General features: G+C 68.9%; 22 protein-coding genes. 13 read left to right on the top strand and 9 right to left on the bottom strand.

What is annotated here, in order from left to right:
• The first annotated feature begins 23 nt into the window (after nt 1-23).
• Both ABZV77_RS00950 and ABZV77_RS00945 read left to right on the top strand, forming a co-directional pair.
• The gene (locus ABZV77_RS00950; RefSeq protein WP_356248919.1) at nt 24-1,424 is read left to right on the top strand and encodes an 8-oxoguanine deaminase; all 1,401 of its coding nucleotides are present in this window, start codon (nt 24-26) and stop codon (nt 1,422-1,424) included.
• 327 nt (nt 1,425-1,751) lie between these two features.
• Nucleotides 1,752-3,179: a nucleobase:cation symporter-2 family protein gene (locus ABZV77_RS00945; protein WP_356250105.1), complete on the top strand. Its 1,428-nt coding sequence runs from the start codon at nt 1,752-1,754 to the stop codon at nt 3,177-3,179.
• 88 nt (nt 3,180-3,267) lie between these two features.
• Here the strand turns inward: ABZV77_RS00945 and ABZV77_RS00940 are convergent, their stop codons facing one another.
• The gene (locus ABZV77_RS00940) at nt 3,268-4,185 is read right to left on the bottom strand and encodes a hypothetical protein (RefSeq protein WP_356248917.1); all 918 of its coding nucleotides are present in this window, start codon (nt 4,183-4,185) and stop codon (nt 3,268-3,270) included.
• A gap of 261 nt (nt 4,186-4,446) precedes the next feature.
• Between ABZV77_RS00940 and ABZV77_RS00935 the strand changes: the two genes are divergently transcribed.
• The 4 genes from ABZV77_RS00935 to ABZV77_RS00920 all read left to right on the top strand — a co-directional run bounded on the left by ABZV77_RS00935 (nt 4,447) and on the right by ABZV77_RS00920 (nt 7,973).
• A complete protein-coding gene (locus ABZV77_RS00935) occupies nt 4,447-5,835 on the top strand; it encodes a nucleobase:cation symporter-2 family protein (RefSeq protein ID WP_356248915.1) in 1,389 nt (462 codons plus the stop codon).
• Between the two features lie 55 nt (nt 5,836-5,890).
• Nucleotides 5,891-6,328, top strand: coding sequence for an RDD family protein (locus ABZV77_RS00930; protein WP_356248913.1), 438 nt, complete (start codon nt 5,891-5,893; stop codon nt 6,326-6,328).
• A gap of 182 nt (nt 6,329-6,510) precedes the next feature.
• Complete coding sequence (locus tag ABZV77_RS00925) at nt 6,511-7,359, top strand: oxidoreductase (RefSeq protein WP_356248911.1); 849 nt, start codon at nt 6,511-6,513, stop codon at nt 7,357-7,359.
• Nucleotides 7,359-7,973 carry a TetR/AcrR family transcriptional regulator gene (locus ABZV77_RS00920; RefSeq protein ID WP_356248909.1) on the top strand — a complete coding sequence of 205 codons (615 nt, stop codon included), beginning with the start codon at nt 7,359-7,361 and terminating at the stop codon, nt 7,971-7,973. Before ABZV77_RS00925 ends, ABZV77_RS00920 begins: the two co-directional genes overlap by 1 nt.
• Before the next feature lie 180 nt (nt 7,974-8,153).
• Here ABZV77_RS00920 and ABZV77_RS00915 read toward each other — a convergent pair whose 3' ends face one another.
• Complete coding sequence (locus ABZV77_RS00915; protein WP_356248907.1) at nt 8,154-9,434, bottom strand: IS701 family transposase; 1,281 nt, start codon at nt 9,432-9,434, stop codon at nt 8,154-8,156.
• Nucleotides 9,435-9,625: 191 nt separating this feature from the next.
• Here ABZV77_RS00915 and ABZV77_RS00910 point away from each other — a divergent pair, with 191 nt between their 5' ends.
• Complete coding sequence (locus ABZV77_RS00910) at nt 9,626-9,868, top strand: hypothetical protein (RefSeq protein ID WP_356248905.1); 243 nt, start codon at nt 9,626-9,628, stop codon at nt 9,866-9,868.
• Between the two features lie 646 nt (nt 9,869-10,514).
• On the opposite strand, the gene ABZV77_RS00905 is transcribed toward ABZV77_RS00910, so the two are convergent.
• Nucleotides 10,515-11,378, bottom strand: a complete 864-nt coding sequence (locus ABZV77_RS00905) for a helix-turn-helix transcriptional regulator (RefSeq protein ID WP_356248903.1) — start codon at nt 11,376-11,378, stop codon at nt 10,515-10,517.
• 102 nt (nt 11,379-11,480) lie between these two features.
• Here ABZV77_RS00905 and ABZV77_RS00900 point away from each other — a divergent pair, with 102 nt between their 5' ends.
• Nucleotides 11,481-11,921 (top strand): VOC family protein, encoded by a 441-nt coding sequence (locus ABZV77_RS00900; RefSeq protein WP_356248901.1) that lies wholly within the window; start codon nt 11,481-11,483, stop codon nt 11,919-11,921.
• 239 nt (nt 11,922-12,160) lie between these two features.
• Entirely contained in the window at nt 12,161-12,601 is a 441-nt protein-coding gene (locus ABZV77_RS00895) for an SgcJ/EcaC family oxidoreductase (RefSeq protein WP_356248899.1), read from the top strand.
• 10 nt (nt 12,602-12,611) lie between these two features.
• Here the strand turns inward: ABZV77_RS00895 and ABZV77_RS00890 are convergent, their stop codons facing one another.
• The 3 genes from ABZV77_RS00890 to ABZV77_RS00880 all read right to left on the bottom strand — a co-directional run bounded on the left by ABZV77_RS00890 (nt 12,612) and on the right by ABZV77_RS00880 (nt 15,102).
• Nucleotides 12,612-13,004 carry a nuclear transport factor 2 family protein gene (locus ABZV77_RS00890; protein ID WP_356248897.1) on the bottom strand — a complete coding sequence of 131 codons (393 nt, stop codon included), beginning with the start codon at nt 13,002-13,004 and terminating at the stop codon, nt 12,612-12,614.
• Between the two features lie 69 nt (nt 13,005-13,073).
• Complete coding sequence (locus tag ABZV77_RS00885; protein ID WP_356248895.1) at nt 13,074-14,036, bottom strand: hypothetical protein; 963 nt, start codon at nt 14,034-14,036, stop codon at nt 13,074-13,076.
• Nucleotides 14,037-14,247: 211 nt separating this feature from the next.
• Complete coding sequence (locus ABZV77_RS00880; RefSeq protein ID WP_356248893.1) at nt 14,248-15,102, bottom strand: chitosanase; 855 nt, start codon at nt 15,100-15,102, stop codon at nt 14,248-14,250.
• A 254-nt stretch (nt 15,103-15,356) separates the two neighbouring features.
• On the opposite strand from ABZV77_RS00880, the gene ABZV77_RS00875 reads away from it, so the two are divergent.
• Nucleotides 15,357-16,004 (top strand): DUF4360 domain-containing protein, encoded by a 648-nt coding sequence (locus ABZV77_RS00875; protein ID WP_356248891.1) that lies wholly within the window; start codon nt 15,357-15,359, stop codon nt 16,002-16,004.
• Nucleotides 16,005-16,100: 96 nt separating this feature from the next.
• On the opposite strand, the gene ABZV77_RS00870 is transcribed toward ABZV77_RS00875, so the two are convergent.
• A complete protein-coding gene (locus ABZV77_RS00870; protein WP_356248889.1) occupies nt 16,101-18,317 on the bottom strand; it encodes an alpha-N-acetylglucosaminidase in 2,217 nt (738 codons plus the stop codon).
• Between the two features lie 240 nt (nt 18,318-18,557).
• On the opposite strand from ABZV77_RS00870, the gene ABZV77_RS00865 reads away from it, so the two are divergent.
• Together ABZV77_RS00865 and proP are read left to right on the top strand one after the other, a co-directional pair.
• Nucleotides 18,558-20,384, top strand: coding sequence for an alpha-L-fucosidase (locus tag ABZV77_RS00865; RefSeq protein WP_356248887.1), 1,827 nt, complete (start codon nt 18,558-18,560; stop codon nt 20,382-20,384).
• A 203-nt stretch (nt 20,385-20,587) separates the two neighbouring features.
• Entirely contained in the window at nt 20,588-22,069 is a 1,482-nt protein-coding gene (proP, locus tag ABZV77_RS00860) for a glycine betaine/L-proline transporter ProP (protein ID WP_356248885.1), read from the top strand.
• 10 nt (nt 22,070-22,079) lie between these two features.
• Here proP and ABZV77_RS00855 read toward each other — a convergent pair whose 3' ends face one another.
• Entirely contained in the window at nt 22,080-22,325 is a 246-nt protein-coding gene (locus ABZV77_RS00855; protein WP_356250103.1) for a DUF397 domain-containing protein, read from the bottom strand.
• On the bottom strand, nt 22,325-23,155 hold the full coding sequence (locus ABZV77_RS00850) for a helix-turn-helix transcriptional regulator (protein WP_356248883.1): 831 nt from the start codon (nt 23,153-23,155) through the stop codon (nt 22,325-22,327). Before ABZV77_RS00850 ends, ABZV77_RS00855 begins: the two co-directional genes overlap by 1 nt.
• A gap of 157 nt (nt 23,156-23,312) precedes the next feature.
• Here ABZV77_RS00850 and ABZV77_RS00845 point away from each other — a divergent pair, with 157 nt between their 5' ends.
• A complete protein-coding gene (locus ABZV77_RS00845) occupies nt 23,313-23,750 on the top strand; it encodes an ATP-binding protein (RefSeq protein ID WP_356248881.1) in 438 nt (145 codons plus the stop codon).
• Nucleotides 23,751-23,848: the final 98 nt, after the last annotated feature.

Genomic DNA, 23,848 nt, shown 5'->3' with positions numbered 1-23,848 from the left:
CACTCACCCATGAAGGAAGCACCATGGCATCCTCGGCAAACCCCAACGGCGCCGTAGAGCGCATCGTCATCGAGAACGCCGCCATCGCCACGGTCGACGCCAACGACACCGAGTACGCCTCCGGCTACGTCGTCGTCGCGGGCAACAAGATCGAGTCGATCGGCGCGGGCAAGGCCCCCGAGGGCCTGGCGAACGTCGTACGCCGCGTCGACGCCACCGGCCACCTCGTCACCCCCGGCCTGGTCAACACGCACCACCACTTCTACCAGTGGATCACCCGGGGCCTGGCCACCGACCACAACCTCTTCAACTGGCTGGTGGCGCTGTACCCGACGTGGGCGCGCATCGACGAGCAGATGACGTACGCGGCCGCACAGGGCTCCCTCGGCATGATGGCCCGCGGCGGAGTCACCACCGCCATGGACCACCACTACGTGTTCCCGCAGGGCTCCGGCGACCTCTCCGGTTCCATCATCCGTGCCGCCTCCGAGATGGGCGTCCGCTTCACCCTGGCCCGCGGTTCCATGGACCGCAGCGAGAAGGACGGCGGTCTGCCGCCGGACTTCGCCGTCGAGACCCTCGAGGGCGCGCTCGCCGCCACCGAGGAGACCGTCAAGAAGCACCACGACGCGTCCTTCGACGCGATGACGCAGGTCGCCGTCGCACCCTGCTCGCCCTTCTCCGTCTCCACCGAACTCATGAAGCAGGGCGCCGAGTTGGCGCGCCGCCTCGGAGTGCGCCTGCACACGCACGGCAGCGAGACGGTCGAGGAGGAGAAGTTCTGCCACGAGCTGTTCGGCATGGGCCCGACCGACTACTTCGAGTCCACCGGCTGGCTCGGCGAGGACGTGTGGATGGCGCACTGCGTCCACATGAACGACTCCGACATCGCGGCGTTCGCCCGCACCGGTACGGGAGTTGCCCACTGCCCGTCCTCCAACGCGCGCCTCGCGGCCGGTATCGCCCGCGTCCCCGACATGCTCAAGGCCGGTGTCCCCGTCGGCCTCGGCGTCGACGGCACCGCCTCCAACGAGTCCGGCGAGCTCCACACCGAGCTGCGCAACGCCCTGCTGATCAACCGCCTCGGCGCCCACAGGGAAGCCGCCCTGAACGCCCGTCAGGCCCTGCGCCTCGGTACCTACGGCGGCGCCCAGGTCCTCGGCCGCGCCACGCAGATCGGCTCCCTGGAGGCGGGCAAGCTCGCCGACCTGGTGCTCTGGAAGATCGACGGCATCGGACACGCCTCGATCGCCGACCCGGTGACCGCGATCGTCTTCGGCGCGGCGGCCCCGGTCACCCTCTCCCTCGTCAACGGCAAGCCGGTCGTCGAGAACGGCACCCTGCTGCACGCCGACGAGGACGCCATCGCCCGCTCCACGCGGGAGCAGGCCCAGCGACTCGCGCGCATCGCCGCCGAGAGCTGAACCCAAGAACTCCGGTCAGGGGGGACGGCCCTTGACCGGACTTGAGCAGCCGAGCGGGCTGCTCAAGTGCCGCCCCGGGAACGTGGCCCAAAGCTTCACGTTCCCGGGGCGGTCAGTACTACCTGGGCGCACTTCCCACAACCGCATACAGAGCAAGTCCTTGCACCACGCACCACCTCCCAGAAGCGAAAAGTGCCGGCGGCCCGCCGGGACCGGAAAACAACCGGAGGAGCCACAGTGGCCACTCAGCCCAGGTTCACCAAGCAAGGCACCACCCCAGGCACCGGCCCAGGTGCCGCCCCCGACCCAGAAACCGACGACGGGTCCATAGGCGCCGACGGGGCGATACACCCCGTCGACGAGAAGCTCCCCGCCCTGAAGATGGCGACGACCGGCCTCCAGCACGTGGCCGCCATGTACGCGGGAGTCGTCGCCCCGCCGCTCATCGTCGGCGCCGCCATCGGCCTCTCCGCCAAGGAACTCACCTTCCTCACCGGCGCCTGCCTGTTCACCGCGGGCCTCGCCACCTTCCTGCAGACCCTCGGCGTCTGGAAGATCGGCGCCCGGCTGCCGTTCGTCAACGGCGTCACCTTCGCCGGTGTCGCGCCGATGCTCGCGGTCGTCGATTCGACCGACAACAAGGACGACGCGCTGCCGGTCATCTTCGGCGCGGTGATCGTGGCCGGTGTACTCGGCTTCATCGCCGCCCCGTTCTTCTCGAAGATGATCCGCTTCTTCCCGCCGGTCGTCACCGGCACGGTCATCACCCTCATCGGCATCTCGCTGATGCCGGTCGCCTTCGGCTGGGCGCAGGGGCCCGTACCCGGCGCCGACGACTACGGCTCGATGAAGAACCTGGGCCTCGCCGGCATCACGCTCGTCATCGTCCTGCTGCTGCGCCGCTTCACCACCGGATTCGTGAAGCAGATCGCGGTCCTGCTCGGCCTCGTCATCGGCACGCTCATCGCGATCCCGTTCGGCGTCACGGACTTCGGCCCGGTCGGCGACGCGGACATCGTGGGCTTCCCGACGCCGTTCCACTTCGGCGCACCGCAGTTCGCGGCGGCCGCTATCGTCTCGCTCTGTGTCGTCATGGTCGTCTCGATGACCGAGTCCACCGCCGACATGCTCGCCCTCGGCGAGATCGTGGGCCGTCCCGCCGACGAGAAGACCATCGCCGCGGGCCTGCGCGCCGACACCCTCGGCTCGGCGGTCAGCCCGCTCTTCAACGGCTTCATGTGCAGCGCCTTCGCGCAGAACATCGGCCTGGTCGCGATGACGAAGATCCGCAGCCGTTACGTGGTCGCCGTCGGCGGCGGCTTCCTCGTCCTGATGGGCCTGTGCCCGATGGCCGCCTCGCTCATCGCCGTCGTGCCGCGCCCGGTGCTCGGCGGCGCGGGCGTCGTCCTCTTCGGCTCGGTCGCGGCGAGCGGCATCCAGACGCTGGTCAAGGCGAACCTGGAGAAGGACAACAACGTTCTGATCGTGGCCGTCTCGCTGGCCGTCGGCCTCATCCCGATCGCGGCGCCGGAGTTCTACCACGCGTTCCCGGAGACCGCGAAGATCATCCTCGACTCGGGCATCTCGACGGGCTGTGTGGCGGCCGTGCTGCTGAACCTGGTCTTCAACCACATCGGCAAGGGCCGCGACGAGGACGACGTGACGGCGCCGATGGAGGGCGGCGGAGCGATCGCCGAGACGCGGGTGCCGGGTCAGGGCCACGGCCAGGGCCAGAGCGAGGCGGTAGCGCACTGAGGCCCCGGTTACGGCTCACGGCACAGCTACACCGTTCCCTCGCGCGGTCAGGTCCCGCGCGAGGGAACGTACTTCTGTCGGCAGCGCCTCAGTCGATGTCCATCGCGTCGTCGCCGCCGCTCTTGACGACCTTGATGATGTTGCCGCCCGCGTCGCACAGCTCGGCACGGACGACGTAACCCGCCTGGATGCCCTTCCAGAAGATGACTTCCTGCTGCTGGGCGAAGGACGTGGTCCCCAGCGTGTCCACCAGGTCGATGCCGCCGGGCGCGTGGATCACGTAGCGCCAGCCGCTCCCGTCCGCCTGCCGCGCCCAGTCGGGCACGTACCCGCCGGGGGAGCGGGTGGTGCTGACGAAGCCCGTCCTCTGCAGCAGCTTCTGATAGTGCCGGAGGCTGGCGGGCAGCTTCTCGTTCCAGGGCTTGAACCCCTTGCCCATGATCTGGTCGGGCGTCCTGCCGTCCCAGCGGTACAGGGGCTCGTTGTCCTTGCGGTATTGCAGCGGGGGCACGTCGCGCCCCTGCTTCCTGTCCTCGCGCATCGACTTCACCTTGCCGGGGTCGATGCCGTACGTACTGTCCCCGAAGCCCGCCGCGGCCTGCGGAGTCGGCGTGGTGGAGCGGGGGTGCTTGCCGCGCTCGGCCATGAACGACGGGTAGTCGTACTCACCGGCCTCCGAGTCGGTGCCCCCGTCCGAGAGCTCCTCCGCGTCGGAGAAGTCCAGCCGGTCGATGTCCATGGCCGTCGTGTCCTGGCCGCCCGCGCGCTGCACCACGGGCTGTTCGGCCTCCTGGTGGCCGCAGCCCGCGCCGTGCTGGTGCTGCTCCTGGCCCGCCGACTGCCCGCCCTTGCGGAGCATCTGGACGACGGCGGCGTTGCCCGCCGAACCCTGCAGGGCGAGGAGCCGCTGGAGCGGGGCGTCGGGCTCGGACGTGGCCGCGGGTCTGCGGGCCGCGGACCGGGCCTTCGCGGCGTCGTGCGTTCTGGCGTGGTCGTGGTCGCGCAACGGGGCTCCTCAGGTACAGAGACACCAAGTCTGCCCACGAAGCGTCCGGCAGCACCAGGCACCGAAGGGCAGTCCCACGTGCAGTTCTCGTGGTCCGCAGGGTCTTCCGCTGTCGGGGTGCACTGACGTAACGTCGTGGCGCCGCCGACCGTATGGCGGAAGTTACTTTCCAGTCGGACACTTCCGCCCTGTTCCGCGTCTCATGAACTCCCACGGAACGGGGCCGATTTCCGGCGTCACGCGACGGAAGAAGCGCCATCCATGAGTTCTCACCAGAAGTCCGCCGGTGCCCCGGCAACTGCCCCCGAGGTCCACCCCGTCGACGAGATCCTGCCGCCGGGCCGCATGCTCGTCGCCAGCCTCCAGCACGTCGCCTCCATGTACGCGGGCGCGGTCTCCGTCCCGCTCGTCGTGGCCGTCGCGGCGAAGATGTCCCCGGGCGACACGGCCGTACTCATGGGCGGCAGCCTTCTGATGGCGGGCATCGCCACCCTGCTCCAGACCCTGGGCATCGGCAACTTCATCGGCTCACGGCTGCCGTTCGTCAACGGCGTCTCGTTCGCGGGCGTCGGCGTGATGCTGACGATCATCTCGACGCAGGGCGGCATCGAGGCGGGCATGCCCGTCGTCTTCGGCGCGATCATCGTCTCGAGTCTCTTCGGGTTCCTGGTCAGTTCGTACTTCTCGCGGCTCGTCCGCTTCTTCCCGCCCGTCGTCACGGGCTCCGTCATCACCCTCATCGGGGTCTCGCTCATCCCCGTCGCGTACGACTGGATCGTCGACGACTCGGCCACCGGCACGCCGGAGCCGAAGAGCATCGGACTCGCGGGCGCCACCGTCCTGGTCATGCTCCTGCTCCAGCGATTCACGCGCGGCTTCCTCAAGCAGATCAGCATGCTCATCGCGATGGTCTTCGGCACGCTGCTCGCGATACCGATGGGCCTCGCCGACTTCTCCAAGCTGGACGGCGCGGACCCGGTCGGCATCCCTTCCCCGCTGCACTTCGGCGCCCCGGAGTTCAACATCCCCGCCATCATCTCGATGTGCGTCGTGATGCTGGTGATCCTCACCGAGTCGACCGCCGACATGATCGCGCTCGGGAAGATCGTCGAGAAGGACGTCGACGAGAAGACCATCGCCCGCGGTCTGCGCGCCGACGCCCTCGGCTCCGCGCTCAGCCCGCTCTTCAACGCCTTCCACGCCAGCGCGTTCGCCCAGAACATCGGACTGGTCGTGATCTCCAAGGTGCGCAGCCGCTTCGTCGTCGCGCTGAGCGGCGCGATCCTGGTCCTCATCGGCCTCAGCCCGGCCGCGGCGGCGCTCATCTCGGTCGTCCCCATGCCGGTCCTCGCGGCCGTCAGCCTCTTCCTCTTCGGCTCCATCGCGGTCAGCGGCATCCAGACGCTGCTCCAGGCGGACCTGCACCGCGGCGACAACGCACTGATCGTCGTCGTCACACTGGGCGCGGGCCTCGCCCCCGCCCTCTCCGACGGCTTCTACGACGCGTTCCCCGACTGGGCGCAGATCGTCCTCGGCTCCGGGATCTCGACGGGCTGCATCCTCGCGGTCTCCCTCAACCTGGTCTTCAACCACCTTGGTACGAAGGACAGTTCGGCCGTCGCCGACCCCGACCCGGTGGTGACGCACTGACGTCGCCGCCTCCCACGCGCAGGGCTCCGGGGCGGCCTGACTACGCTGAGGCGCCGTGATCTCCCAGTCCTCCCAGACCTCCCGAACGGCCACCCAGCCCCGCAGACTCACGGCGTCCGCCGTCGACGCGCTGACCGCCCTCCTGTGCGGCCTGGTGGCCGCGGCGGCGGTCGGCGTCACGGCCGCCGACGGGGTGGTCGAGGTCCGTGTGCAGTCCCCGGCGATGTGGGCCGCGGCGCTGGGCGCCGCACTCGGCTTCTCCCTCCTGAACCACGTCCTGCTCACCCGCCTGACCAGGGCGAGCCTGGGCAAGCTCCTGACGGGCCTGCGCGTGGTCCGCGCCGCCGACGCGGGGCGCCCCCGCCTCCTCCCGCTGACCGGCCGCTGGCTGTTCGGCTTCTACTGGATGGCGGTGTTCGTGCCCCTGCACGTCCTGACGGACAGCGATGTGGAGCAGCAGGACGCGGTGGGCCTGCGGGTGGTACGCCGCTGAGCGCGCCCCTCCGAGGCGCCGACCACGCGGACACCCGACCCCAGCCTGCACCTCCCGCCCCGGCCAGGCGTGATGCCGTCGAGCGATCCAGAACCAACACTGCGAAGGTAAAAATCGACACTGTGTAGACTTTCTGGAGAGAGGAGCAGTCATGCTCCCCGTGAGACCTTTCTGGAGGAGCAATGCAGAGGCAGAACTGGCTCATCACCGGCGTCAGCACGGGGCTGGGACGTGCCTTCGCCCAGGCTGCCCTGGATGCCGGTCACACCGTTGTCGGCACGGTCCGCTCCGAGGAGGACCGGCGGGCCTTCGAGGGGCTCAAGCCCGGTGACGCCCACGGCCGCATCCTGGACGTGACGGACGACCACGCCGTCCCGGATGTGATCACAGAGGTGGAGCGAGGCGTCGGTCCCTTGGACGTCGTCATCGCCAACGCCGGCTACGGCTTGGAGGGCACCTTCGAGGAAACTCCGCTGGCCGAGGTGCGGCGGCAATTCGAGATCAACGTCTTCGGGGCAGTGGCCACCCTGCAGGCAGCGCTGCCCCACATGCGCCGACGCCGCCGCGGACACCTGATGGCCGTCACCTCCATGGGCGGACTCATGGCCGTGCCCGGCATGTCCGCCTACTGCGGCAGCAAGTTCGCCCTGGAAGGCATCCTCGAAGCACTGGGCAAGGAGGTCGCACAGTTCGGGATCCACGTGACGGCGATCGAGCCCGGCTCCTTCCGCACCGACTGGGCCGGACGCTCCATGACACGCGCCCCGCGGACCGTCGACGACTACGACGAGCTGTTCGAGCCCATCCGCGAAGCGCGGCAGAAGGCCAGCGGGAACCAGCTCGGCAACCCGGCCAAGGCCGGAGACGCCGTCGTGCGCATCGCCTCGGTCGACCAGCCGCCGGCCCACCTCGTCCTGGGCTCGGACGCGCTGCGGCTGGTCACCACTGCGCGCGCTGCCGTGGACGAGGAGATCCGCGCATGGGAGACGCTCTCCCGCACAACCGACTACGACGAGGGTGCGCAGCTCTGATGCCAGGCCAGCACCCCGCGCGGAGCCGACGCAGCGCCGAACGCAAGGGCGATCTGCGGGAGCGGGCCATCCTGGACACCTGCGAAACCCTGCTCGCGCACAAGGGCTACAACGCCATGACCGTCGGCGACATCGCCCAAGGCGCCGGCATCACGCGCGGGGCCCTGTACTTCTACTTCGGCTCCAAGCAAGAAGTAGTGGTGGCACTCGTGGCGCGTACCGTCGAGCATCTGTGGGAACGGTCCCGGACCACCGCGGAGGCCGACGAGCCCCGCCGGGCCATCGCAGAAGCCATGCAGCGCACGGTGGAGCTGTGGAACGAGCACGGCCTGGTCATGCGCACGGCGATCGACCAGTCGTTGACCGTGCCGGAGATCGGCGAGCTGTGGAGCCATACGGCGGACTTGTTCATCACGGCCATCACCGCCGTCCTGGAACGGGCCGGCATCCAGCCCGGCACCGAACCGGACCAAGCCTCAGCGATGGCACGCGCCCTGTGCTGGATGATCGAGCGGACCTTCTACCACGCCTCACAAGAGTCCCGCGAGACGCTGCAAGGGGCATCCGCGACCTGCGAACACATCTGGCTGACCAGCGCCGGTCTGACCACGTGACGGACAGCTGACGTTCAAGGCTCTCGTGCATGCCCCCTCCGAACCAGGTAGCGAGATCTGGAAGATCACTTACGGGACAGCCCTTAATAGGACTCCGTTAGGTCTGCGGGGTTCTCGTGCGTCTGGCCTGGTCAAGGGGCAGGGGGCGGTGGCAGGTGGTGCAGACGCCGGTCCAGCACCTCAGCAAGTCCTGGAGGACATCGAGGACTTGGTAGAGAGTGAGCCCGGCGCGGGGGCTTTTGGGGAGAGCCGCTGCTCGGTGAGGAAGGCATGGGCGGCGGTGACCAGGGTGACGTGGTGGTGCCAGCCGGGCCAGGATCGTCCCTCGAAGTGGTCCAGACCCAGGCCGTGCTTGAGCTCTCGGTAATCGTGCTCGATGCGCCAGCGCGCCTTCGCCTGGCGGACCAGGTAGTCGATGGGTGTGTCGTCAGGCAGGTTCGACAACCAGTAATCGGTGGGAATCTCGGCAGTGGTGGGCCACTCAGCGATCAGCCACAGATCGGGCAGTATGCCGTCCCACCAGCCCTGTTCGGCGGAGGCCCGGGCCTTGAGAGGGCGCTCAATGGCCTTGCCGGCCGGGCGGACCCGCACGGCTGCGAAGCGGGACCGCATCGGCCCCCGGGGCCCCTGGCGCCACGTCATCTCGGTGAACGCCTCGCGTCCCAGACCGGTCGCGAGGACGGCGACCGACAGTGGAGGCTGGCGGTAGCGCGGCTGGGGCCAGCAGCCGTTGGCGCCCTTGCGGGGAGGGGCAACGGGCAGCGTGCCGAAGGCGTGAGCCGTGACATCGGTCCGGATGGACACCACGTAGTGCAGGGCGCGTTCGGCCAGCGCCTGGCGGAACCGGGCGTTGGTGCCGTACGCGGCATCGGCCACGATCACCTGCGGGGTCAGTCCCCAGGTGGTGAGCTCGTCGAGGATGTCCAGGGCGAGCAGCCACTTCTCCCGGTGTCCGACACTGGCGGGGACGTGTGTCCTGGCCCGCCGTTCGGCGTCATCGGCCCACTCCGCGGGCAGGAACAGCCGCCACTGCAGCGGACACGACGCCGTGGCGGTGACCGCGTGGACGCTCACCGCGACCTGGCAGTTCGCGCGTTTGCCCAGGGCGCCGCAGTACTGCGGCGCGACCCCCACCGACATCCGGCCGTCCTTGGGCACCGACACATCATCGATCGCCCACGCGTCGGGGGCGAGGGACCTCGTCATGCGCACGGCGATCCGGCGCCGCACCGGCAGCGGATCCCACGGCGACTGGTTCACGAACTGCTGGAGGTTCTGCTCGTTGCCATCCGGCAGCCGCGAAGCCATGGCCTGGATCGACTTCCTTCGGCCGTCCAGCATCAACCCGCGCAGGTAGCAGTCCGCCTTACCCCGCTGATCTCGGCGTGGCACCGAGGCGAACACATCCCCAACGAACTCCGCCAAGTCGGCCCGCAGGCCCTCAAGCTGTCCCACGTCCACGCATCCAACATGCTGCTGAACAGGCCGAACGAGAAGACCTAACGGAGTCCTATTAAAGGCTGTCCCGTAACCGCCGCCGAGCCGGGAATTCTTCGTGGGGCTGACGTGACGTCTGCCCCTTGACTGCTTGACATGCCATGACAAGGGTGTGGCGGAAAGCCAGACAAGTTGGCCAAGTGGAGGAGGAGGCCATGGTCCATCTCGTCGCTGAGGCGACCGAAACGCAGCTCTGGGCGAGAGTGGCAGGCATCGTCATGTCGGCTCTAGGCTGGTTTCTCCTGATCGTAGCTCTTCTTGTACCCAAGGCGGTTCGTGAGGAGCGGGAGGACGGCAACTTGGAGGCAGCCTCCAAGGTCAGGAGAAACGGGCTGATCGTCGCGGGCCTCGGCTGTCTTCTGTCGGGCGGCGGCGCTGCCCTCTACTTCGCCAACTGAAAGGTGTTCAGGACGGCCGGGGAGCTGGAACAGGAGTCGGCCGCCCCGACCCCCGCGCACCACGTCCCATCCCATCGACGGACCGCCCGGGCTGTGGAACCTCCGCCCATCCGTATCCGGGCGCACACGCAGTCCCGCAACATCCGCCTCGCGCCGTCGGCATGGTCCGGTGTGTCGAAGACGTCCGCTGCCCGACATCGCCGCAGACGGCAAGCAGCAGGCCCGCGAAGTACTGCGCCTCGTCGTCCACTTCTCGGCGAGGAAGGATCCCGGGGTGGCTCCGCATCCGGGAGAAGGCGACGAGGACATGTCCCGCCACGTCTACCGGTACCTGGACCAGGTCGCCGGGCTCAGCACGTGCCCAGCACCCGGACAGCAGCACCCGGACAGCAGCACCCGGGTCTCGCCCGCGTTCGGGGTGCCACGGCCTGCACCGGCTTCGAGAGGATCGGTTTCCTGAAGACGGACGTGGCCCGGTTCTGCGATGGCCTTGCCGAGTGGGCCCCCGCGATCCGGCTCCGGCTGGTGGTTCAGCTGCGGGAGGCGCTGGGCGACGTGACGGACGCGGCCTTGGCCGAGGGGATGGCTGCGGCGAAGGCGGAGGGCTGGGGGCTGCGCATGCAACCTGATCACCGGGTTCTTCCGCTCAGGCATGAGCGGAGTTGGAAATGCCCGACACCGCCGCCAGGCGGAACTTGGTTTCGTCCTCGGTACCGGGGGCTGCGGTGAGAACGACGATCTTGCGTCCCGCGTCGCCGTCGGTCAGGACGTCGCAGTCCACCGCGATCGGCCCGGTCGCCGGGTGCTGGACGATCTTGTGGTCTTCCCGGTGCGCGCCGACCACGCCGGAGGCCCACAGTTCGGCGAAGCGCGGGCTGCCCGTCGTGAGGTCCCGGATCAGGCCGGCCAGGCGGTCGCTGTCCGGGAATCGCCCCGTGGCGCGGCGCAGGTCGGACATGACGGAGGCCTCGACCTCCGGCTGGCTGAGCGAGGTCACCGGCCAGTGCGACAGGCGGGGGGCGGCCCCGTCGGCCGGGAAGGTGTCGCGAGCGAAGTTACGCAGCGCCGACGGCGTTGAGGACGGGTCGCCCAGCAACGCCGCCCAGAAACGGTTCCACCAGATGAGCTGCCAGTCCGCGGCGAACACGGCGGCTGCGGAGTCGCCGAGCCGGTTAAGCATGCGGTGCAGGCCGGGCGGGATGTGGTCCGAAATCTCCCCGCCGGCCGGAGGGGCAAGCCCGGCCAGCCGGTAGAGATGGTCCCGCTCGGCGTCGGTGAGTTGCAGGGCGCGGCCCAGCGCCGCGGTCACCTGCGCCGACGGAGTCACATGGCGTCCCTGCTCCAGGCGGACCACATAGTCGACCGAGATCCCAGCGAGCTCGGCGAGATCCTCCCGGCGCAGTCCCGTGACCCGGCGCCTGTGGCCGCTGGGCAGTCCCGCCGTGTCCGGCGAGACACGGCCGCGCCAGGTGCGCAACATCGGGCCGAGTTTCGCGATGTCAGCGGTCATGGGACTGATTGTCGCACCCGGCGCCGACCCGAAGGTGGTAGCGGTTTTCCTACCGAATTCCTCTCTCTGGTTACCGGCCCGGCGGCCGATGATTCTTCGAACATGACCTTCACGTTCTCCCACGACCACGTGGGCATCACCGTTACGCAAGAGGACCTCGACGCCACCATCGCGTGGTACTCGCGCAATCTCGGTTTCACCGTCGAGCAGCGGTTCGAGGCCCACGGCACGACGTTCGTCTTCCTCACTGCTGGTGACGTCAAGATTGAGCTCCTCGCGGGCGCGTCGGACCGTGGCGGCGCGCCGACCGACAACGTCCTCACGAGCATGGTCACGTCGCGCCTGCACCACTTCTGCCTCGCTGTGGCAGATCTCGACGCGGCGGTGTCCCGGCTGCTCGAACTCGATGTGCCGCTGATCGGCGGCCCCATGGAGATGCCGGCAACCGGCCAGCGCATCGCCTTCGTCACCGACAACGTCGGCACCATCATCGAGCTCAGCGACCCCGGCACGTGGATCTCCGGCCGGAAGGCACGGGCATGATGCCGAACCGCGGTTACGAGAACCGCGTCAACGCGCTCGGGCCCGTCACCGATCAAGGGATCTGGCACAGCTACTGAGCCGGCCGCAGCCGAGCCCACGCCGCCCCCTAAGGGCCCAGGGTTCGCCGGGCAGAGCCCTTCCGGCTGCTTGACCTCAAGTTCCCTTGAGGTCCGAGGATGTGGAGCAGGAGATCCGCCCCGGGTCGCCTACCCGCACCAGACCCGCACGGGAGAGCTGTCATGCGTACCGACACGTCCTCAGCCGAAGCCACCAGGGCCGCCGAGTTGGCTGCCATCCGCCAAGTGGTCGCGGACGCGAGCGAGTTCCAGGATGACGTGGAGCGGTTCATCCCGCTGTTCACCGCCGACACCACGGTCGTGAACTTCGGTGGGCGCCGCGTCGCGGGCCGGGACACGCTGGCGGACGCGATGCGTCAGGCCCTGGCGTCATCGCTGGCCGACGTGGTCACCACGCTTGAGGAGGAAGACATCCGCTTCCTCCGTGCCGACGTGGCGATCGTCGCCAGCATCAAGCACGTCTCAGACCGGCGGCAGCCGGGGGCCGACGGTGAGTCGGTGGCCCCCTTGCACGCCTCGTCGGGGCGGCTCACGCACGTACTGGTGAAGGAGGGCGACGACTGGCGGATCGCCTCCTCCCAGACGACGCCGATCCTCGGCTGACCGGCCGGAGTCAGGGCCGGTCGTACCAGGAGAACGCCGCGATCCGCCAGCCCTCGGGGGTGCGGACGAACTGCATGGTCTTCGTGCCGCCGCCCTCGAACGGCTCGCCGTCCAGGACTCCCGCCTTGCCGTACTCACCGAACCGGCACGCGATGTCGCCGACGATGTCGGTCCGTGCCGAGATCTCCCACTCGGAGAACTCGACCAGACGGCCGTCGGCGAGCAGTCGCTCGCGGGGCTCGATGAACTCCTCGACGGTGTAGGCCGCGTACTGCGGTCCTGTCACGACGATCACGCCGCCGGGCAGCATGAGCCGACGGATCCGGGCGACGTCGGCGGCCTTTCCGCCCCGGTTGTCGAAGGACCCGAAGAACTCGGCGGTCAGCGCGTCGATCTCAGCCATGGACGTCTCAGCCCTGGACGTCTCAGCCTTGGATATCTCAGCCTTGGACATCCGGGGACAGTAGCACCGCTACTTTCCGCACACCGAGGCGGAGTTGACCGACCCGCCCAAGTTCTCGTCGTCCGTGCCGAGCAGGGCCTTCCCGCCGGATCCCGGCACGCACTCGACCGCCTCGATCTTGAATCCCTTGAACTTCCGCACCACGTCGGGGGAGTTGTCGACGGACAGCCGCACCTTGCCGGAACGGCTCACGGAGAGCTTGCCCGCGTCGAGGACCGCGGAGGAGAAGGGGCCGTCGTCGCCCGCGTCGGCGGCCGAGCTGATCATGAGGCGGCCCGACGCCGTGACGGAGATGTCCGAGGCGTGCCGGACCTCGCCGGTCGGGTAGGGCGCGCGGAAGCGGGACGTGGTGACCGGGCCGAAGTCGGCCTCGCCGTACTTGTTGAAGGAGAAGGGCGCGGCGTGCAGCGTCGCGGGACGCTTCTTGCCCGCGCCCCGGTCCGCCCAGACCGCCGCCAGCTTTCCGTGCCGCGCGGTCAGCGCGAAGCTCTCGTAGTCGTCGCCTTCGGCGATCGAGGGAAGCGGAGAGGTGTCCAGGACCTGGGCGTCCGTGCCCGTCACCTTCAGGTGGTAGACCAGGCCACGGCTGGCCAGGGCCACGTACTCGCCGGGGGAGCCCGGCACCGCCTCGATGGCCTCCAGGTCGATGGGCTCCGAGGTACCCGTCCAGGTGAGCGGCTCTACGTCGGCGGAGCGGTCGGCGCCCGCGTCCGCGCCCGCGCCCGCGCGGTAGGTGATCCGGGCGACGCGGTTCTCGCCGGGCTTCTTGTTGTCGCGTACGACGAGGGCGTGGGCCGCGCCCCGCTCGTGGCCGCCACCGGTGAGGGCGAGCCCGCTGATGCCGGACTTGATGTCGTCACCGAACTTCTGCCAGCCGCCGTTCGGGGCGTGCGCCGCGGACGCCGAGAGGCCGCCCGCCGACAGGAGCGCGGCGGTGGCGGTCAGCACGGTGGTAGTCGTACGGAGGAACATGGAGATCTCTCACCTCGGTGCAGGTTGACGCGCGTAGACGGGAGTTGGCGGGGACGGTACCCATTTCAACCTCCGGGAGGCAAGAGGCAGCGCAGACGCGCGGGGCACCGGTGGCACCCCGCGCGTCTGGCCTATCCGATATGGCTGAACTGCCTTGTATATCGGGACTGTCCGATGGCTGTCCGATGGCTGGCCGATGGTTGCCCGATGACTAGCCGATGTGGAACGGGTCCCCGTAGACCTTCCAGTCCAGCGGCGGGTCCAGGTTGAGGTTCCGCTTCTTCAGGAAGACGCGCTGCGCGGTGTCGACCCGGCTGGTGTCCTCGTGGGCCGCCTCCTGCTTCATCGCCCAGACGCGCGCGTCGAGGAAGGCGTTGAGGTACGTCACCTCGTCGCCGCCCTGGGCCGGTGTCTTGGCCGAGCGCAGCGCCCGCTTGCGGATGTTGCCGAAGCTGGTCGAGTCGCCGCCGTTGCCGTGCATGACGATGGCGTCGTAGTAGCAGAACTGGCCGAGGGTGCCGATGCCGTCCGTCTTGCCCTGCTTGACCGACGGGTTGAAGTAGACGCGGTCGCGCTCGTCGTTCTGCGCCTTGCGGAACTCCGCGTCCGTGTCGGCGGCCCGCTCCCAGTCGGGCTTGAAGTTCGGGTCGAGCCCGTCGTGCGAGTCGCTGCCGTCGACCCTGCGCAGCGCAGGGAGGTACTTGGCGAGGATGTTGCCCGGCTTGCGCTGCGTGTAGAGCTCGACGAGGTCGAGCATGTCGCCGGTGCCGGAACAGAAGCCGATGATGCCCGCGGTGTAGCCGCGGCCGTCGTCGATGTCCTCGCAGTATCGATACTGCTTCTTCCATTCGAGCGAGGAGTTCTCCGCGCTGCAGACGATCTGCATCGCGATCTCCTTCTTCGCCGGGTCGTCGAGCCCGCTCGCCGAGACCAGGGAGGAGATCTGGGACGCGCCCGCCGACTGCGTGGCGAGCAGCGGGCCCGCCACGGCCGCGGCGCCCATGAAGGCGAGCAGGGTGCGACGGGAGGTGAGGGTGGTGCGCGGGCGTATGTGGGGGGTCTCCATGAGGGCCTCCAGATGGGGGAGTTCAGCGTTCCGCGTACTGTTAGGAAGGTTTCCTACCAGAGATCCGGTGTGACGTATACCCGTCAAGACAGGATGAGTCGCGGATTCCGAATGGCCGGACATCGCTCTGTCCCCCCGGCCCATTGGTCCATACGATCCCCTCGCTCACGCAATCCGCTCCAGGCACCCGCAATGCGCTCCACTCACCACAGGCACTTCTCCAACCCCCCTCCGCAGAAATGGAATGGAGAACCATGGCCGGTGCACTGCTGCTGAGCGGCGCCCTCGTGGCGCTGTTCGGCTCGACGCTCCCCGCGCAGGACACGACGTCGATCCAGGATCCGCCCCCCGACAAGATCGTGATCGAGGTCGCCACGGTGAACGGATCGGGCTGCCCCCTGGGCACCGCGGCCGTCGCCGTCTCCGAGGACAACACGGCCTTCACCGTCACCTACAGCGACTACCTCGCCAAGGCGGGCGGCGGCGCGGACCCCACCGCGTTCCGCAGGAACTGCCAGCTCAGCCTCATCGTGCACGTCCCCTCGGGCTTCACGTACGCGATCGCGAGCGCGGACTACCGCGGCTACGCCTCGCTCCAGCCCGGTGCCAAGGGCACGGAGAAGGCGTCGTACTACTTCCAGGGCTCACCCCAGACGGCCTCGATCAGCCATGAGTTCAAGGGCGTCTACAACGACAACTGGCAGGCGACCGACACGACGGACTGGGCCCAGCTGGTCTGGGCGCCGTGCGGCGTGAAGCGGAACTTCAACATCAACACGGAGTTGCGCGTCGACCTGGGGACGTCCGACCCCGCGAAGTCCAGCTTCATGACGATGGACTCGACGGACGGCGACATCAGCACGATCTATCACGTGGCGTGGAAGGAGTGTCCCCGCGCCTGAGGGTGGGGCACCCCCGTGCCGGGTTGGTTCGGGGGTGCCTCTCTTCCTTGCGGGGTGCGGGTTCTGTGTGGCTTGTCGCGCAGTTCCCCGCGCCCCTTAAGGGGCGCTCAGGTGGGCCTGGGCCTGTTCCGCCATGTCGTACGTGGTGCCCTTTGGTCGGGTCGCCAGTCTTCCCGGGTCGCGGATCCAGGCCTCCTCGACCGCGAACCAGTCGATCTTCTTGGGAGCTCGGCCCTCCGCCAGGGCCGACCTGAGCTCCTTGAAGTAGCGTTCCCAGCGCAGCCGGTACAGGCCGCCGACCAGCCCCGCCCATTCGCGGTTCGCGTAGTCGCGCAGCCCCGCGTCCGCGCCGGAGTGGGTGCCCCATACCGTCAGCAGCGACAGTTGGTCGTACGCGAGTCGGTCCCGTTCCTCCGCGTCGGCGCCCCACGCTCGCGCGTCCGCGACCCAACGGCCCAGCAGGTGGCGGGGATCGGTGGCCACCAGTCGGTCGAGCAGGTCGATGAGGGCGAGCCACTCGCGGCTGAGACGGTCGAAGCGGTCCGCGTCCCCGGCGTCGTACGCCTCCTTGATGTGCGGCAGCAGGACGCGGCTGCGGTTGGAGAGTGCCTGCCGGGTGACGTCGAGCAGGTCGCGGCGGTACGCGGAGGACTTCCGCAACCCGGGCCGCACCGCAAGGAGTTCGCCGAGCGCGGGCTCGAAGTCCGCCGCCGCGTACCGCAGCTTCTTGGGTGACCACGACGCCGCCGACTTCGCCGAGAGGTCGGGCCTGGCGCCGAAGAGGCCGTCGGCGCCCTCGGCCCATTCGTCGGCGCGGGTCGTTCCGTAGGCCGTGCGGCGCAGGAGGTCCCAGGCGGCCGCGGCGTGCGGGTCGGCGGCTCCGTAACGGGAGGTCGACCACTCCCGGAACCAGGCTTCGAGGTCCAAGTCGCCCTTGCGCCAGGCGAGTTCCGAGAAGAGCTCGAAGGCGGCGGGGTTGTTGTCGGCCGCCTCGGGCATCAGGGAGATCCCGGTGAGCGTGCTGCCCTCCTTGGTGCGCCACTTCTCGAACAGGGCTGCCCAGTCGGGGGTGTTGGCGCCGAGCGTCGTGTGGCCGCCGAAGTTCCAGATGGAGCCGAACGTGTACGGCGTCGAGCCCCAGTCGGCCTCGCGGTCGGTGACGTTCGGGAAGCGGTCGGAGAGGCCGTCCACGACGAGCATCCGCTTCTTGTCGACGGCGTCGGTGATGGCCTTCGGTGGATTGTGCTGCCAGCCGAGGATCACCCACGTGGCGTCGGGGTGGGCGGTCCGCAGCGCCTTCTCGACGCCCTTGGCCGCGTCGCCGACCGGTACGTCGCCGGGCTTTCCGCCCTCGTGGAGGAGGTCCATCTTGTACATCGTGGTCGGGCCGTACAGCTCGTCCTGCGCGCGGTAGAACGCGGCGGCCACGCGCGAGAAGTGGCCGGTGCGCGGATCCAGCCAGTCCGGTCGCGCGAAGCCGACCCAGTCGCCCTGCGGAACGGTCCTCGCGCCCGGGTTCTTCGTCTCGAATCCTGGCGGCACGGTCCCGTAGTAGCCCGGCAGGACCGGTGTCATCCCGAGGTCGCGCAGCCGGTCGCAGATGCGGCGGCCCAGGCGGGCGCGGGCGTCGAGCAGCTGGCGGGAGACCGGGTGCGGGAACGACGACATGTTCTGCAGGAGCCACCACGGCTGGTGGGCGGGGGCGGGAATCCAGCCCCGCAGCTCGTCGTCGGTGTACCCGAACTCCTGGAAGGCGCGGTGGTACACGGCGTCCGCGCCCGCGTACACGAGGACTTCGTTGTAGCCGTGGAGCGCGAGCACGTCGATTTCGTGCTGCCAGTAGTCCCAGTCGTAGTACGCCCCGGTGTAACCGTCGTTGGTGTCGTTCAGGACGAAGCGGTGCGGGGTGTTGGCCGCTCCGGTGAGGGGTGCTTCGGGTGCGGGGAGCCGGCCGGGGAGGTGGTCGGTGCGGCTGCCCGCCCAGGTGATGTTGGCGTGCGTGACGTGCTTCAAGTAGTGCCGCAGGCCGGTGAGTTGGGCGGCGGGCCCGGTCGCGGTGACGGTGATGCGGCCGCGGCCTCCGGTGACCTGGAAGGAGTCCTCGCCGCCCGCCTTCTTCGGGACGGTCCTGAACTCGATCTGGTCCCAGTGGCGCGGGAGCAGGCGCCGGGCGGCCTCGGCGGCGGCGGTCCGGCGCGGGGCGGGCGCGCCGTCGGTGACCGCGCCGTCGGCGGTGGTGCCGGAACAGGCGACGGCGGCGACACCCGCCGTCCCGGCGAGGCCGGTGAGGAAGGTGCGGCGGTGCAGGGGCATACGGGCTCCGTCGGTCGGATGGGGGTGCGGGCGCGCGGTGCATACCGGAGGTCTCTTCCCCCGTAGCCCCCCTGCTTCTAACCGCCACCGCTCCGGATCTCAGTCATCGGAGCGATGTGAGCTTCAAGAGTCAAATAGGGGCGGGGAGATGCGAGTTCGGCCCATTGACATCCGATGTATTCATCCCTACGTTCCCGTGCGACCCCCAACCCAGGGAACCGGAACATCGGGAGCCGCCCCATGCGCCACAGAGCCACTGGACTCGCCCTGCTCCTCGCCGCCGCGCTCATCGGCGCCGCCGTCCCGGCCGCGACGGCCGTGCCCGACGCGGCTCCGCCGCCCGCAAAGGCCGCAGGCCCCGGCACCGACCACGCGTCGGACGACCCCTTCACCGCCGACCGCACCAACTGGTTCCGCCAGGACCGGTTCGGCATGTTCATCCACTTCGGCGCGTACTCGAACCTGGAGGGCGAGTACCGCCGCCCCGACGGCACCACCTGCCGCGACGCCGAGTGGATCAAGCGGCAGTGCGACATCCCCATGGACGCGTACGAGAAACAGGCGCAGAACTTCAACCCGGCCGACTTCGACGCGAAGGCCGTCGTCAAGGCGGCCAAGGACGCCGGGATGCGTTACATCGTCATCACGTCCAAGCACCACGAGGGCTATGCGATGTGGCCGACGAAGGTCAACGACTGGAACCTGCGCGACCACTCGTCCTTCGACAAGAACCGCGACATCCTCGCCGAGCTGAAGAAGGCGTCCGACGACGCGGGCATCAAGCTCGGCTTCTACTACTCGATCTGGGACTGGCACGACAAGGACTTCGCGGACCCGGCCACCTTCCCCAAGTACGAGAAGCGCATGTACGCGCAGCTCAAGGAGCTGGTCGACAGCTACGACCCGGCGCTGCTCTGGTTCGACGGCGAGTGGGACACCGACAAGCCCCACAACCCCTGGACGGCGAAGGACGGCGAGAAGCTGGAGTCCTACCTCCGCGGCCTCGACCCCGACCTGGTCATCAACAACCGCGTGGGCAAGCGCCGCGTCGTCGACGGCGACTACGGCACCCCCGAGCAGGAGATCCCCGCCGCACCGGTCGACGGCCAGCTCTGGGAGTCCTGCATGACCCTCAACGGCCATTGGGGGTACGCCCGTTACGACGAGGACTGGAAGTCGGCGCAGACCCTGACCCGCAACCTCCTCGCCACCACGTCCCGCAGCGGCAACTACCTCCTCAACGTCGGCCCCGACGCGCGCGGCCGCGTCCCGCAGCCCTCCGTCGACCGCCTGGCGCAGATGGGCGACTGGCTGCGCACGGCGGGCCAGGGCGACGCGGTCTTCGGCGCCCGCTTCGGCGGCCTCGTCGAGGAACCGGCCTGGGGTTCGGTGAGCCGCAAGGGCGACAAGTTGTACGCGGCGGTCACCCAGTGGCCCGCGGCGAGCGGGTCGCTGCACCTGAAGGCGCGGACGGACTTCGCGGTGCGCGGCGCGAGGGTCCTGGGCAGCGACCAGAAGGTGACGGTCACCGCGTCCGGCGACGGCTACGACATCAAGCCGTCGGGCGCCGCCACGAACGGGACCGCGACCGTGATCGAGCTGCGGGTCGACCCCGGCCCCACGGCGCGCCCCGGCCAGGGCAAGGGCCTCAAACAGGAGATCTTCGACAACGCGAACCTCGAAGGCGCCCCGAAGATCACCCGCACCGACGCCACCCTCAACCACGCCTGGAAGTACACGGGATCACCGGCCGCCTCGATCCCCGCGGACCACTTCGGCATCCGCTGGACGGGTTCGGTCGAGCCGCGCCGCTCGGAGACGTACACGCTCACGACCGTCTCCGACGACATGGCCCGCGTCTGGGTCGACGGCAAGCTGGTCATCGACTCCTGGACGCCGCACGAGCCGAAGCTCGACAAGGCGCAGGTGCGGCTGACCGCGGGAAAGCGGCACGCGATCAAGGTCGAGTACGCAGAACAGACCGGTGAGGCGCACCTGAAGCTGCTGTGGTCGAGCCCCGGCCAGGAGCAGCAGATCATTCCCCGGTCACAGCTGTACGCACGCTGATGCACACACGCTGAGAAGTCACGAACCTCGCAGGTCACCTGCCCGGAGAATTTGTGGCGAAACGGGCCCCAAGTCCTTGTGATCAAGGACTTGGGGCCCTGTTCGTGAGGACCATCAGCGGGCACTTTCCGGTACCGGGGTTGGCAATGTTGATCGACGTCCGACCCGACCCACCAGGTGCCGACAGAGAGAGTGACTGACCAGTGAGCGCGCCCGAAGCCCCTGAAACACCGGCACCCCCGGCTCCCGAAGCCGTCGCGAGGCACCGGGCGCTCTTCCGGGCGATCCACCGCCGCAAGAATCCGCGGCTGCGCCAGTCGGACATCACCGTCACCGAGGAAGCCCAGGTCAAGCGGGCGGTGAAGGCGACCGCGCTGGGCAACGCCATGGAGTGGTACGACTTCGGCGTCTACGCCTACCTCGCCGTCATCATCGGCAAGGAGTTCTTCCCCTCCGGGAACGACACCGCGCAGACCCTCTCCTCCCTGGCGACCTTCGCCGCGGCCTTCCTGGTGCGCCCCATCGGCGGCATGTTCTTCGGCCCGCTCGGCGACCGCGTGGGCCGCAAGAAGATCCTCGCGCTCACCATGATCATGATGTCGGCGGCGACGCTGGCCATCGGCCTCATACCGAGCTACACCACGATCGGCGTCTGGGCGCCGATCCTCCTCGTGCTCTGCCGCATGGTGCAGGGCTTCTCCACGGGCGGTGAGTACGGGGGAGCGGCAACCTTCATCGCCGAGTACGCCCCCGACAAGCGGCGCGGATTCTGGGGCTCGTTCCTGGAGTTCGGCACCCTGATCGGCTACACCGTCGCCGCCGTCCTCGTCACCACCCTGACGATGCTGCTCAGCGACGACGCCATGCAGTCCTGGGGCTGGCGCATCCCGTTCATGGTGGCCGCGCCGCTCGGTCTCATCGGCCTCTACCTGCGGATGAAGCTCGACGAGTCGCCCGCGTTCCAGAAGATGGAGGAGGGCGGACCGGCCGCCGAACGCCAGAAGAAGTCCTTCAAGGACTCCTTCTTCAGCCAGTGGCGCGCGATGCTGCTCTGCATCGCGCTGGTCGCCGCGTTCAACATCACCGACTACATGCTGCTGTCGTACATGCCGACGTACCTCACGCAGTTGGGCTTCGGTGAAGCGGGCGGCCTGATGTCCATCGTGATCGTCATGCTGATCCTGATGGCGCTGATCAACTCGGTCGGCCGCCTCTCCGACCGCATCGGCCGCAAGCCGGTCCTGATGGCGGGCTCGGTCGGCTTCTTCGTCCTCGCCCTGCCCGCGTTCCTCCTCATCAAGCAGGGCGGCACGGTCGCGGTCTTCACCGGCCTGCTCATCCTCGGCCTCGCCCTGGTCTGCTACCTGGGCGTCATGTCGTCCTCGCTCCCGGCGCTCTTCCCGACGGACGTCCGCTACGGCTCCCTCTCCATCGGCTTCAACATCTCCGTCTCCCTCTTCGGCGGTACGACGCCACTGGTCGTAGCGGGCCTGATCAGCGCCACCGGCAACGACCTGATGCCCGCGTTCTACACGATGCTGGCCGGTCTGATCGGCATCATCGCGGTCGCCGCGATGAAGGAGACGGCACGCCAGCCCCTGGAGGGCTCCCCGCCGTCCGTCGCGACGGACGAGGAGGCGCGGGAGCTGGTGGAGAACCAGCCCCAGTCGCAGCCGCAGTACTGACGAAGACGGCTCAGCGGCCCTCGGCGTACGCCACGAACTCCGCCCAGGCGCGGGGAGTCAGGGCGAGCCGGGGGCCTTCGGGGTTCTTGGAGTCGCGGATGTGGATGGTGGTGGGGCAGGGGGCGATTTCCACGCAGTCGTCACCGGAGCCGCTGCTGTAGCTGGACTTGCGCCAGGCGAGGGCAACTTCAAGGCAGTCGCCGGAGCCTCCACTGCTGTAGCTGCTCTTGAACCAGGCCAGTTCGGGGGTGCCCATCATGCTCCTCGCATCCGCTCCAGCAGGCTCACCGAGTCTTCGAACGAGAGAGCCTGTGCGCGCATCCTGGCATACCGCATCTGGAGCATGCTGACCACTTTGGGAACGGAGATGAGCTGGCCGCTCTCCTGCCCCTCTCCGTAGGCGAACCACTGGTTCTCCGGTGTTTCTAGCAGCTGCATGGGCCCGTCCAGCCCCGCATGACTCTCCCGTACCACCGGCATGATCTGCAGCTCGATGTTCCGGCGCTCGGCGAGGCCGAGGACATGGTCGATGAGTTCCATGGTGACTTCATGCCCGCCCATGCGGCGCAGGAACAGATGTTCCTCAAGGATGAAGCTGTACGCCGTGTTCGGCCGTTCCGTGAGCAGTAGCTGACGCTCGACCCGGGCCTCAAGCTGCGCCTCGATCTGCTCGTCGCCCATCGGAGGGAGCTGATTGACGAACAGCGTCCGCGCATACGAGGTCGTCTGCAACAGCCCCGGAATCAATCGGCATTCGTACGTGGAGAGGGCCACCGCCTCCTGCTCCAGGAGGGCCCATCGCCGGAACCAAGACGCCAGCCCCCGCTGCCGCGACAGCTGGTTCGCGGCCAGCCGCAGCGTCCCGAACGCGTCCAGCGCCACCTCGCACTGGTCGACGAAGCGAGGGGGCGGAAAACGGCGGCCCTGCTCGACCGAGGCGATGAAGTGGGCCGAGTAGCCGATCTCGGGCGCCAGGGACTCCTGTGTGTACCCGGCGCGCTTGCGGAAGCTCTTCAGGACCGCGCCGAAGGCCTTGAGCCCGTCGGTCGGCTCGGACTCATTACTGCCCGTCGTACTTGACGACATCACGGGTATCCCCTGACGCTCGCTTACCGGTTCCCCGCCAACTCGCCCATGGTCACGTTCGGTTATCCGTACTGTCCACCGTTCGCACTCGTACAATTACTCAGCGTACGAGTTTCGTGCCTGGCGTCCTCCCCGGCGTACGGCCACCGTTGCGGCCATGCCGACCCAAGCGCACCCCGCCGCCCTCCGCACGTTCGCGCAACGCTTCAGCGCCACGCCCCAGGGCGCCCGCCTCTCGCGGAGGCTGACCAGGTATCACCTGGACGGCTGGGGCATCGCGTACGACACCGAACTCTCGAACGCCGCCGAGGCGATCGTCGCCGAGCTCGCGGCGAACGCCGTGACCCACGGTCGCGTATCGGGACGCGACTTCGAGCTCGGCCTGACGCTGCGCGCGGACACGCTGCGTATCGAACTCGCCGATGCCCGCGCGGAACGTCTGCCGCTGGTGGCGCGCGACTCCCCGGACCCCGACCGGGAGACGGGCAGGGGGCTCGTGATCGTGGCGGCGCTCGCCGTCGAGTGGGGCGTCGTGGGCCGGAAGGTCGGCAAGACCGTGTGGGCCGAGCTTGCTGTGGCCCCTCAACGCCCCTGATTCAAGGGGGAGTTAACCCTGAGTACATTCGGTCGGGGTGTTACCGGACGGGTGGCGTATGCCGTGCCGACACCGGCAGGACCCAGTCTCACGCAAGA

It is taken from the genome of Streptomyces sp. NPDC004732 (assembly GCF_040609235.1).
GTDB lineage: Bacteria > Actinomycetota > Actinomycetes > Streptomycetales > Streptomycetaceae > Streptomyces.
This window is presented reverse-complemented; position numbering and strand designations above follow the sequence as displayed.